General features: G+C 61.7%; 13 protein-coding genes. 3 read left to right on the forward strand and 10 right to left on the reverse strand.

What is annotated here, in order from left to right; all coding sequences use genetic code 11:
* Positions 1-86: 86 nt before the first annotated feature.
* From AC1DU9_RS28340 to AC1DU9_RS28360, 5 genes are all read right to left on the reverse strand, one after another.
* Positions 87-443: a putative holin gene (locus AC1DU9_RS28340; RefSeq protein ID WP_108216780.1), complete on the reverse strand. Its 357-nt coding sequence runs from the start codon at positions 441-443 to the stop codon at positions 87-89.
* Positions 430-732 (reverse strand): helix-turn-helix transcriptional regulator, encoded by a 303-nt coding sequence (locus AC1DU9_RS28345; protein WP_223462955.1) that lies wholly within the window; start codon positions 730-732, stop codon positions 430-432. The genes AC1DU9_RS28340 and AC1DU9_RS28345 overlap by 14 nt, the downstream gene beginning before the upstream one ends.
* Positions 733-862: 130 nt before the next feature.
* The gene (locus tag AC1DU9_RS28350) at positions 863-1,480 is read right to left on the reverse strand and encodes a TPM domain-containing protein (protein ID WP_223463009.1); all 618 of its coding nucleotides are present in this window, start codon (positions 1,478-1,480) and stop codon (positions 863-865) included.
* Positions 1,481-1,508: 28 nt separating this feature from the next.
* On the reverse strand, positions 1,509-2,264 hold the full coding sequence (locus tag AC1DU9_RS28355; protein ID WP_457266123.1) for a TPM domain-containing protein: 756 nt from the start codon (positions 2,262-2,264) through the stop codon (positions 1,509-1,511).
* A gap of 37 nt (positions 2,265-2,301) precedes the next feature.
* A complete protein-coding gene (locus AC1DU9_RS28360) occupies positions 2,302-2,907 on the reverse strand; it encodes a LemA family protein (RefSeq protein ID WP_116262195.1) in 606 nt (201 codons plus the stop codon).
* Positions 2,908-3,170: 263 nt separating this feature from the next.
* On the opposite strand from AC1DU9_RS28360, the gene bglX reads away from it, so the two are divergent.
* Positions 3,171-5,462 (forward strand): beta-glucosidase BglX, encoded by a 2,292-nt coding sequence (gene bglX / locus AC1DU9_RS28365; protein ID WP_457266124.1) that lies wholly within the window; start codon positions 3,171-3,173, stop codon positions 5,460-5,462.
* Between the two features lie 156 nt (positions 5,463-5,618).
* Here bglX and AC1DU9_RS28370 read toward each other — a convergent pair whose 3' ends face one another.
* The 5 genes from AC1DU9_RS28370 to AC1DU9_RS28390 all read right to left on the reverse strand — a co-directional run bounded on the left by AC1DU9_RS28370 (position 5,619) and on the right by AC1DU9_RS28390 (position 10,000).
* Complete coding sequence (locus tag AC1DU9_RS28370; protein WP_223463822.1) at positions 5,619-6,776, reverse strand: phospholipase D-like domain-containing protein; 1,158 nt, start codon at positions 6,774-6,776, stop codon at positions 5,619-5,621.
* A 1-nt stretch (position 6,777) separates the two neighbouring features.
* Positions 6,778-7,368, reverse strand: a complete 591-nt coding sequence (locus tag AC1DU9_RS28375; protein ID WP_223463821.1) for a YceI family protein — start codon at positions 7,366-7,368, stop codon at positions 6,778-6,780.
* Between the two features lie 150 nt (positions 7,369-7,518).
* Complete coding sequence (locus AC1DU9_RS28380) at positions 7,519-7,842, reverse strand: amidase (RefSeq protein WP_223463820.1); 324 nt, start codon at positions 7,840-7,842, stop codon at positions 7,519-7,521.
* Complete coding sequence (locus AC1DU9_RS28385) at positions 7,839-8,933, reverse strand: serine hydrolase domain-containing protein (protein ID WP_223463819.1); 1,095 nt, start codon at positions 8,931-8,933, stop codon at positions 7,839-7,841. Before AC1DU9_RS28385 ends, AC1DU9_RS28380 begins: the two co-directional genes overlap by 4 nt.
* A gap of 179 nt (positions 8,934-9,112) precedes the next feature.
* Positions 9,113-10,000, reverse strand: a complete 888-nt coding sequence (locus AC1DU9_RS28390; protein ID WP_223463818.1) for an acyl-CoA dehydrogenase family protein — start codon at positions 9,998-10,000, stop codon at positions 9,113-9,115.
* A 145-nt stretch (positions 10,001-10,145) separates the two neighbouring features.
* Here AC1DU9_RS28390 and olsB point away from each other — a divergent pair, with 145 nt between their 5' ends.
* Positions 10,146-10,901 (forward strand): L-ornithine N(alpha)-acyltransferase, encoded by a 756-nt coding sequence (gene olsB / locus AC1DU9_RS28395; protein ID WP_223463817.1) that lies wholly within the window; start codon positions 10,146-10,148, stop codon positions 10,899-10,901.
* The gene (locus AC1DU9_RS28400; protein WP_223463816.1) at positions 10,901-11,692 is read left to right on the forward strand and encodes a lysophospholipid acyltransferase family protein; all 792 of its coding nucleotides are present in this window, start codon (positions 10,901-10,903) and stop codon (positions 11,690-11,692) included. The genes olsB and AC1DU9_RS28400 overlap by 1 nt, the downstream gene beginning before the upstream one ends.
* The last annotated feature ends 76 nt before the right edge of the window (positions 11,693-11,768 follow it).

The raw sequence follows: 11,768 nt of genomic DNA on the forward strand, positions 1-11,768 counted from the left end.
CTTGATGACCCATGTAATCCGAAGTTTCATTGCTTCAAGACATGCCGCGTCCGCCACCCACACCAGAGCAACCCATTCACGGCCCCTCATCTTCGCCCTCGCAGGTGTCGAATGATTTCGCCGATACCGACGCTATCGATCCATTGCATGAGCTTGATGCTGATAGGAATAACAACCAGTGCGCAAAGAAAGGCTGTCACGCCTGCTGTCAGAAAAGGCACCAGCGGATGTGCGACAGGCGTGAAGAGGTAACCGACACCCGCAGACAGCAACCAGGAACCGATGCGCTGCCAGGCTTTGAAGTCAGTGCGAGTGGTTGTGACCAGCCACGCGCCGAGCATTGCACCGAACAGTACCTCGCCATCAACCACTGGCAGCGATGCAATCCCCATTCCCAACATGAGCCCGCTGATACCGTTGTAGGTCGAATCAGTCAGGCTCATGCGCACCTCGCGCAACGACCGAATCCACGATGATGGCTCCCGACTCGATCGCCTTGAGCAAGGCAGAACTGCGAGAGTCGACGTCGAACTTTCGGCGAATATTGGCGAAGTGAAAATTGACGGTAGACTCCGCGCAATTCTCGATCCTGGCGATTTCCCAGGAAGTCTTGCCCTTGAAACACCACATCAGGATTTGTGTTTCTTTCGCCGTCAGCTTCGCCGTTGGCGTACTTCCCTCTCCGCCGGGTGCTACCCGTGCCAAAGAGTCATTCGATTGTTGGCTTGACATAAGAATCCCTCTTCGCGGGAACACCCGTCGCTGGGCGTCCACTGTTAGAGAGAAATACTGACGACAAGGCCGAACCCGAACAATTAACGGGAGTTGTAGCGGCGAGCGCTACACAACGCCACTGCAAGACTTAGCCGAGCACCACCAACCGGTTCGGCAACTCATTGCGCACATGGGTCACTGGCACATGCACCTTGAGCAGCTCGCCGCAGGCTTCGATGCAGCTGATAAACCCTTGCAGCGTCTGCCCCAGCTGCACCTGCCGGGTGAATGTGGCGACGATCGCGTCCCAGTGCTTGTTGTCCAGGCGACTGGAAATCCCTTCATCCACCAGGATCTCCACGTAACGCTCGGCTTCGGAAACGAAAATCAGCACGCCAGTGCTGCCCTCGGTGTGGTGCAGGTTCTGCTCCAGGAACTGTCGGCGCGCCAGGTTCGAGGCGCGCCAGTGGCGCACCGAGCGCGGGATCAGATGGGTGGTGACTTTCGGCAGGCGGAACACCAGGCATAACACGATGAAGAGGGCCCATTGCACCAGCAGCAGGCTGTGCAGGGTCAGCCAACCGGTGAAGTAATGCACGATGCCCGGTACCAGCAGCGCCAGCAGGCTGGCCCACAGCAGCGGGATGTACGCATAGTCGTCGGCGCGGGCCGCGAGCACGGTCACCAGTTCTGCGTCGGTCTCGCGCTCGACCCGGGCAATGGCCTCGGCCACTTTGCGTTGTTCGTGTTCAGTCAGTAATGCCATGTCGTGAATTGCCTGCTCGTTTTTATTATCACCAGCCGCCGGACGAACCGCCCCCGCCGAAACTGCCCCCGCCGCCGCTGAAGCCTCCCCCTCCACCGCCGCCGCCAAATCCACCACCGCCAAAGCCGCCCCCGGATCCACCGGAGCCGCCCCGGCCGGCAGGAAGAATACCGAGCATCTGGCACACAAAAACAGTCAGGATGAGCAACATCAGCAAAAACACGAACAACCCGGGATGCCGCGAGACGAAATCGTCCCCCGGATCGCCTCTGGACGCATACGCCGTGGAGGGTTCGTCCAAGGGGTTGCCGCCCAGCACTACCAGCATCGCCGCCACGCCATCACTGATGCCCTTGCTGAAGTTGCCGGTCTTGAACGCCGGGGTGATGACCTGGTTGATGATCACCGAACTCTGGGCATCGGTCAGGCGATCCTCCAGGCCGTATCCGACTTCGATGCGAAGTTTACGCTCGTCACGGGCGACGATCAGCAAGGCGCCGTTGCTCTTGTCCTTCTGCCCGATGCCCCAGTGGCGGCCGAGCCGGTACCCGAAGTCGGCGATGTCGGTACCCTGCAAATCCGGCAAAGTCACTACCACAAGCTGCTCGCCGGTGGCTTGCTCATGGGCCTGAAGCTGTTGGGTGAGATGCTGGCGCACCGATGGCTCGATCATCTGCGCATTGTCGACCACCCGCCCGGTCAGCGCCGGGAAGCTCAGCTCGGCCCGGGCAGCGATCGTCACCACCCATAACAACAGCAACAGGCCTGTTTTCAGGACGCGCATTGGCAACCTCTTGCGTGGTGACACCGATGACCGCTGTTCAGAATTTGACCTCGGGGGCCTTTTCCGACCCTGGTGTGGCTTCGAAGGTCTCGCGCACCGGCAGATTGCTGTACATCACGCTGTGCCAGAGGCGACCGGGGAACGTGCGGATCTCGGTGTTGTATTTCTGCACTGCGAGGATGAAGTCGCGCCGGGCCACGCTGATGCGGTTCTCGGTGCCTTCAAGCTGCGATTGCAAGGCGAGGAAATTCTGGTTGGCCTTCAGGTCCGGATAACGCTCGGAGACCACCATCAAACGGCTCAAGGCGCCGCTGAGCTGATCCTGGGCCTGTTGGTACTGCTTGAGTTTTTCCGGGTTGTCGAGGGTCGAGGCATCCACCTGGATCGAGGTGGCCTTGGCCCGAGCCTCAATGACGGCCGTCAGGGTCTCTTCTTCATGTTTGGCGTAGCCCTTGACGGTTTCCACCAGATTGGGAATCAGGTCGGCACGGCGCTGATACTGGTTCTGCACCTGGCCCCAGGCAGCCTTGGCCTGTTCATCGAGGGTCGGGATATTGTTGATGCCGCAGGCAGTCAGCAACGTGGCCAACATCAGCAGCGTGGCGACCTGCAGGCGCGAACGGTAGGTTGGACTTACATTCATCAGGCTGATGCTCCCTTGTACATGTCATGAAAAAACCGACCGTGAAACCTTCTGGGCCGGCTCTTGGGGCATAATCGCCCGCGCCTCTGGATTGCAACGGGCCGATGGGCTAAAAAGAGGCCCTGCGCAAAAACGCATCCGCCATCTGGCTGTGGTTTTTTGGCTCTGGTCTTTTGAGCCGGCACCCGAACAACAATAGACGCTCCCTAAATTTTGGCTGGCCGGCGTGTACATCGCCGTTTGGGCCCTTGAGAAAACTATTCATGAAGAAGCTGTGTTTGCTGGGCCTGTTCGTCAGCCTGGCCAGTCATAACGTATTGGCCGCCACGACGCCCGCACCCCTGGAGAACAAGGAAGCCTTCGTCAGCAACCTGATGAAGCAAATGACCCTCGATGAAAAAATCGGCCAACTGCGCCTGATCAGCATCGGCCCGGAAATGCCGCGCGAAATGATCCGCAAGGAAATCGCGGCGGGCAACATCGGCGGTACGTTCAACTCGATCACCCGCCCGGAAAACCGGCCGATGCAGGACGCGGCCATGCGCAGCCGCCTGAAGATCCCGATGTTCTTCGCCTACGACGTGATCCACGGCCACCGCACCATTTTCCCGATCCCGCTGGCCCTGGCCTCGAGCTGGGACATGGACGCCATCGGCCTGTCCGGGCGTATTGCCGCCAAGGAAGCCGCGGCTGACAGCCTCGACGTCACCTTCGCGCCGATGGTCGACATCTCCCGCGATCCGCGCTGGGGGCGTACTTCCGAAGGCTTCGGCGAAGACACCTACCTGGTGTCGCGCATAGCCGGCGTGATGGTCAAGGCGTTTCAGGGGACTGGTGCGAACGCGGCCGACAGCATCATGGCCAGCGTCAAGCACTTCGCCCTGTACGGCGCGGTCGAGGGTGGCCGCGACTACAACATCGTCGACATGAGCCCGGTCAAGATGTACCAGGACTACCTGCCGCCGTACCGTGCCGCCATCGATGCCGGCGCTGGCGGAGTCATGGTTGCGCTGAACTCGATCAACGGCGTGCCGGCCACCGCCAACACCTGGCTGATGAACGACCTGCTGCGCAAGGAGTGGGGCTTCAAGGGCCTGGCGGTCAGCGACCACGGGGCGATATTCGAGCTGATCAAGCACGGCGTTGCCGCCGACGGTCGCGAAGCGGCGAAGCTGGCAATCAAGGCCGGCATCCACATGAGCATGAACGACACCCTGTACGGCAAAGAGCTGCCAGGGCTGCTGAAGTCCGGCGAAATCCAGCAGAGCGACATCGACAACGCCGTGCGTGCGGTACTGGGCGCCAAGTACGACATGGGCCTGTTCAAGGACCCGTACCTGCGCATCGGCAAGGCCGAGGATGACCCGGTCGACACCTACGCCGACAGCCGCCTGCATCGCGCCGAGGCCCGTGATGTGGCACGCCGCAGCCAGGTGCTGCTGAAAAACCGCAACGAAACCCTGCCGCTGAAGAAGACCGCGAAAATCGCCCTGGTCGGTCCGCTGGCCAAGGCGCCCATCGACATGATGGGCAGCTGGGCCGCTGCCGGTCGCCCTGCTCAATCGGTGACCTTGTTCGATGGCATGACCGCCGCGCTGGGCGATAAATCGACACTGATCTACGCCCGTGGCGCCAACATCACCAGCGACCCGAAAATCCTCGGTTACCTGAACTTCCTCAACTTCGACGCCCCGGAAGTGGTGGATGACCCGCGCCCGGCCAAGGTGCTGATCGACGAAGCGGTGAAAGCGGCCAAGGATGCCGATGTGGTCGTTGCCGCCGTCGGCGAATCCCGTGGCATGTCCCACGAATCGTCGAGCCGCACCGACCTGAACATCCCGGAAAACCAGCGCGAGCTGATCCGTGCCCTGAAAGCCACCGGTAAACCGCTGGTGCTGGTGTTGATGAACGGCCGCCCACTGACGATCCTCGAAGAGAAAGAGCAGGCTGACGCGATCCTGGAAACCTGGTTCACCGGCACCGAAGGCGGCAACGCCATCGCCGATGTGCTCTTCGGCGACTACAACCCGTCGGGCAAACTGCCGATCAGTATCCCGCGTTCGGTCGGCCAGATTCCGACCTACTACAACCACCTGACCATTGGCCGGCCGTTCACTCCGGGCAAACCGGGCAACTACACCTCGCAATATTTCGATGACACCACAGGCCCCCTGTACCCGTTCGGCTATGGCCTGAGCTACACCGAGTTCAGCCTGAGCGACATGGCCCTGTCGTCGACCACACTGAACAAGACCGGCAAGCTCGACGCCAGCGTCACGGTGAAAAACACCGGCAAGCGCGACGGCGAAACCGTGGTGCAGTTGTACATCCAGGACGTGGCCGGCTCGATGATCCGCCCGATCAAGGAACTGAAGAATTTCCAGAAAGTAATGGTCAAGGCTGGCGAGCAGAAAGTCGTGCACTTCACCATCACCGAGGACGACCTGAAGTTCTACAACACCCAGCTCAAATACGCGGCGGAACCGGGCAAGTTCAACGTGCAGATTGGCCTGGATTCAGTGGACGTGACGCAGCAGAGTTTTGAGTTGCTCTAATCCCTGAAACACCGCAAAAACCTGTAGGAGCGAGCCTGCTCGCGATGACGCCATAACATTCAACATCATTGTTGACTGTCAGGCCGCCATCGCGAGCAGGTCGGGTCGCCGCACCGTCGCTCCTACAGTGGTTTCAGGGTGTTTGAAAGTTTGGGTTCAACCCCTTCGATCCAGCAGATTCACCACCACCCGATCCACCCATCCCCACACCCGCTGCTTGACCCGCCGCCACAATGGCCGGCGCTTCCACTCCTCCAGACTGACTTGCTGGCTCAGGGCGAAGTCGTGCTCGAAACTCGCCGCCACCGACCGGGTCAACCCGGGGTCCAGCGCTTCCAGGTTGGCTTCCAGGTTGAAGCGCAGGTTCCAGTGATCGAAGTTGCACGAGCCGATGCTCACCCAGTCATCGATCAGGACCATTTTCAGGTGCAGGAAACACGGTTGGTACTCGAAGATCTTCACCCCGGCCTTGAGCAGTCGCGGGTAGTAACGATGCCCGGCGTAGCGCACGGACGGGTGATCGGTACGGGGGCCGGTCAGCAGCAACCGCACATCGACGCCCCGGGCAGCCGCCCGGCGCAGGGAACGGCGGACTTTCCAGGTCGGCAAAAAGTACGGCGTGGCCAGCCAGATTCGTCGTTGGCCGCTGTTCAACGCGCGCACCAGCGATTGCAGAATGTCCCGGTGTTGACGGGCGTCGGCATAGGCCACCCGGCCCATGCCCTCGCCCATGGACGGCACCCGTGGCAGGCGCGGCAAGCCGAAATGCGAGGCCGGTCGCCAGGCGCGACGATGGCGGTTGGCGATCCACTGGCGATCGAACAGCAACTGCCAGTCGAGCACCAGCGGCCCGGTGATTTCCACCATCACCTCATGCCATTCGCTGACGTCTTCCCCCGGGGTCCAGAACTCATCGGTGACACCGGTGCCGCCGACGACCGCCAGGCTCTGATCCACCAGCAACAATTTGCGGTGATCGCGGTAGAAGTTGCCGACCCAACGCCGCCAGCTCAGGCGATTGTAAAAACGCAGCTCCACGCCGGCAGCCGTCAGCCGCTGACGCAAGGTCAGGGTGAAGGCGAGGCTGCCATAGTCATCGAACAGGCAGCGCACTCGCACCCCGCGCTCGGCGGCCTGCACCAATGCCTGGACCATGGCTTCGGCGCAGGCGCCCGCTTCCACCAGATACAGCTCCAGCTCGACCTGTTCTTCGGCGCGGGCAATCGCCACCAGCATGCGCGGGAAAAACTGCGGACCATCGACCAGCAGTTCGAAGTGGTTGCCTTCACGCCAGGGAAAAATCGCTCCGGCCATGTCAGCGCGCCGTGAAAATCAGCACCGCACCCACCGGCACCGACAGACTGATCGCCGACAGGCCGGCCATTTTGCGCAACGTTTCCAGACCAGGTGCCAGATCGAAATCCTCGGCGTTGATCACCAGCGGTTCTAGGGTCACCACTTGAAAGCGTCGGTCATCGAGACGGGTCGCCAGCAGTTCGGCGGGGTATTCGTGTTGTTTGCCGTGCAGGTCCACCATCAGCGGCAGGCGCAATTCCAGCTGCGCGCCGGGAGCGAGGTCGTTGATCGGGCGCAGATCGATTTTCGTGGTGATCACGGCGTCGGGAAACCGGTCGATCTGGAACAGTTCCTTGCGCATGCGCTCATCGCGCAACGGGATGCCGCTGTTGATCGATTCCAGCTCGACTTCCACCTGCGCCAGTCCCTCGGGATCGACCTTGCCGTGCAACACCAGAAAGCGCTGCACTTCGGAAACATTGGCGTTTTTGGTGCTGACGAATGACAGACGCGAGGACTCACCATCCAGGTACCAATCGGCGCGGGCCGACAACGCGGCACCGGCCAGCAGCAGGAAAGCAAGGGATTGAAGGGTGGAGCGCTTGAACATAGAGACTCGTGGGGCAGATAAACCTGTGCTGAACCTTAACTGGCCTTCAGCGCATTGCAAGCCGTCTATTACGCCAAACCTGCTTTTGTGGCGAGGGAACTTGCTCCCTCGCCACAAAAGCCCTCCCCTCACCCAGGAACTTCATTGTGATCATGGCTCCAAGCGACAGCCCTGTCGCTCCCCCATCCACACGGCGCTGTTGCTGCGGCCCATGCCGCTGACCGTGACACGCTTGCCGGCAGCGTCATCGGTAAAGCCGCTGGCGGGCAGCCACTGCTTCACATAGCGGTGGCAATACTCGGTGTCGTTACCCATCACATAGCGGCACGAGCAATATTCCTTGGCGGTGTAAGCGCTGATGATGTCGGGGAACGCCCACAGCGCCACCCGCTCGTGCCAGATCCAGCCGAGCAAGGCGATCAGCAGGATCAACAATAGGGAACTGGCCGGTCGACGACGAATGAAACCGGTCATGGCTGCACCTTCCCGGCAAAGACCTTGAGCGCGAGTTGGAGCAGTTGGTTGTGCCGGTAGCTGCCGTCGCGGTCATCGCCATAGCGGACGATCACCAGGTGTTCGCTGGGGATCACATACATTGCCTGCCCCCAATGACCCAATGCGGCGAATGTGTCGGCGGGGGCATCGGGCCAGGCTCGTGCCGCGCCCTCGACGGCTCGATTGAGCCACCATTGGCCGCCGGGGACGGCATCGTCTTCGTGTGCGTGATAGTGAGCGAAGGGCTCGCGGTTGAACGCCACCCAATCCTTGGGCAGTAACTGCTTGTCTCCCCAACGACCCTCGCGGGCCATCAACAGACCGACCCGGGCCAGGTCCCGTGCAGTGAGGTAGGCATAGGACGACGCGACGAAAGTGCCCGTGGCATCGGTCTCCCAGATCGCGTGACGAATGCCCAGCGGTTCGAACAATGCAGTCCACGGAAAGTCGGGATAACGGCCGGGACCGACGATGGTTTTCAACGCGGCGGACAGCAGATTGCTGTCGCCGCTGGAGTAGCGAAACGTCTGGCCTGGCGCCGCATAAGCATCATGGGCCGCGGTAAATGCGGCCATGTCGTGGCGACCACGGGTGTAGAGCATGGCCACCACCGAAGACTTCAGCGGTGCGTATTCGTAGTCTTCCTGCCAGTCCAGGCCCGAGGCCCAGTGCAGCAGGTCGGCCATGGTCATGTCGGGGTGTTTATGCAGGGGCGGATAAAACTTCGCCACCGGGTCGCCGAGCTTGAACAAGCCTTCGCCATAGGCCACGCCGAGGACCGTAGCCATCAGGCTTTTACTGATCGACCAGATCAGGTGCGGTGTCTCGGCCGTCGTCGGACCGGCGTAGCGTTCGTAGAGCAACTGGCCGTCGCGAATCACCAGCAAGGCATCGGTGCGAATGCCCTGGCGAGTGGTGTCATCGCGGGATGGGAAGGCATAGGCCTCCAGGGCCTGAAGCGCCGGACCGGTCGGTGTCGGGGCGGTCGGCCATTGCTCGGCGGGCCAGTTTTCGGCCCGGGCCGTGAAGCTGAACAACAGCAGGAAAATCAGGGACAAGCCTTTGGACATGGCGGGGGCTCGGAGATTGAACTTGCTGAGCCTAGTCGAGCTTGATGACAATTCAGAAGTTCATGTTGCCAATCAGGCCGCCATCGCGAGCAAGCTCGCTCCCACAGGTTTAGTGTCCTAACTGATTTTGTGTGTGCCAGAGCCCCCTGTGGGAGCGGGCTTGCCCGCGATGAGGCCAGTCAATTCAACGAAAATTCCGCCAACGCCTTGGCCAACCGCTTGCCCCGAGCCCCCGCCGCCAACTCCATCACCGCCTGATCCCGCTGCCACATCACCGCCCACTCCACAGGCCCTCCAGCCAACGCCTCATTGACCTCAGCCTTGAGCCCTTCGAACTGTGCAAACAACCCGCCAAGCAACACATGCCCGGCCGGATGGGTCGGTGGCTGGCGGCTGGTTTCCGCGCACCCCGCCAACAACCCCAGCAACCGCAGTTGCAAGCCTTGCGGCCAAGCACATTCCTGGCCGACGCCATACAACCACGCCGTCATGGCGCTCAGCACATAGATGTCTTCCAGGGTGCGGAACGGTTTGACGTAGGCGTCCCAGCCATCCCCGGCGAGCAATTCACACAGTGCGTTATCCAGAAACAACCGGCCATGACTGATGTCCGGCATCAACGGGATCGGCGCCAGTTTTTCCACCCGCACACCCGGCTCACCACGATGGATCACCGCCAGGCTCAAGCGTGGATCGGTGCCAGGCTCCTCGCTGCGCGCCGCCACCAGTAGCCAGTCGGCGGCATCGCCGGCGGTGACGAAATCCTTGCGTCCGCTCAGGCGCAAACCGCTCAGTCGGGTTTGCATGTCGGCCGGGCGCAGGCTGCGCTGTTCGGTGGCGCACAGCGCGCCGAGGCTCAGCGGCGCACTCGGCCAGAGCATGCGCAAGGCCGCTTGATACCCCACCAGAAACGCCAGCCCCGGCGTCGCCATCAACCGCCCGCCAAGCACGGCCAATTCGAACGGTGTGACCGTGCCCAACTGCTGCAACAAGGTCGCGAAACCTTCAGCCAGATCCGGGTTGGCGGGCAAGCGATCACGGCGGTTCAACAGGGATTGCCAGGGCATAAGAGGCTCCTCGAGGGCTGTCATATAAGCATCACCAAAGCTTAATGGCGATGACACCGGGGCTACATAGCCTGACTTTGCCAGACAAAGAAAGTCGATTCGCTGTAGCCCAAAGACGGGTGAGCAGCCCGCACGGAGATTCGCCATGACTCAGATCGCCCGCATCAGCGACACCGGCAACGAACGCCGCCTGCAAGCCGAACGCCTGGTGGGCGCCGAGGCATTGCAGGAGGCCCAGGCCTTGCGCTTCAACGTGTTCAGCGGTGAGTTCAACGCCAGGCTGAAAGGCGCGGAACTGGGTCTGGACATGGATGACTACGACGTTCACTGCGCCCACATCGGCGTGCGTGACTTGAACACCGGGCGTCTGGTGGCGACCACCCGTTTGCTCGACCACACGGCTGCCAGCAGCCTGGGCAAATTCTACAGCGAAGAAGAATTCAGCCTCCACGGCCTGGTGCACCTGCAAGGCCCGATCCTGGAAATCGGTCGCACCTGCGTCGACCCGGCCTACCGCAACGGCGGCACCATCGCCGTGCTCTGGGGCGAACTGGCTGAAGTCCTGAACCAGGGCGGCTACAGCTACCTGATGGGTTGCGCGAGCATTCCGATGCAGGATGGCGGCGTGCAAGCCCACGCGATCATGCAGCGTCTGCGCGAACGCTACCTGTGCACCGAACATCTGCGTGCCGAGCCGAAAAACCCGCTGCCAAACCTGGACATCCCGTCGAACGTGATTGCCGAAATGCCACCGTTGCTCAAGGCCTACATGCGCCTGGGCGCGAAGATCTGCGGCGAGCCATGCTGGGACGAAGACTTCCAGGTCGCCGACGTGTTCATCCTGCTCAAGCGCGACGAACTCTGCCCGCGCTACGCCAAACACTTCAAGGCGGCTGTGTAATGAGCCGGTTGCGGGTGTACGCGCGAATCGCGCGAGTGCTGTTGGTGGTGACGCTGGGCCTGGGCATGGCCAGCGTGTTCGGGGTGTTCGAGCGCCTGGGCCTGGCCCATTCGATGGCGCGTCGCCAGCGCTGGTCGCGGTTCTTCATGGCCCGCCTGAGCAACGCTCTGCCCTTTGACGTGACCGTTCACGGCGAACTGCCGAAGGCCCCGATGCTCTGGGTCAGCAACCACGTGTCCTGGACCGACATCCCGCTGCTGGGCATGCTCACGCCGCTGTCGTTCCTGTCCAAGGCCGAAGTGCGCACCTGGCCAGTAGCCGGCTGGTTGGCGGCCAAGGCCGGCAGCCTGTTTATCCGCCGTGGCTCGGGTGACAGCCAGTTGATCCGCAAGCAGATGACCCGCCACCTGGAACAAGCCTACCCACTGCTGATGTTCCCGGAAGGCACCACCACCGATGGTCGTTCGCTGCGTACCTTCCATGGTCGCCTGCTGTCCGCCGCCATCGATTCCGAAGTGGCGCTGCAGCCGGTGGCGATTCGTTATGTGCGTGACGGCGAGCCTTGCGCGCTGGCGCCGTTCATTGGCGACGATGATCTGCTCTCGCACTTGATGCGCCTGTTCAGCAATGACCGTGGCGGTGTGGAGATTCACTTGCTGAAGCCAATCGCTTGCGAAGGTCGGGAACGTGCTGCACTGGCGTTCGAAGCGCAGCAGGCGGTGCAGAAGGTGTTGTTTGGCGCTGTTGTTGAACCTCAGCGAGCACCGATGCGCCCCGCAATTGCAGCGTAAGCACATAGCCCCTGTAGGAGCGAGCCTGCTCGCGATTGCGGTCTGTCATTCAGCATCATCGTTGAATGTTAAGCCG

The sequence above is a fragment of the Pseudomonas sp. P4_C1 genome (genome assembly GCF_056402155.1).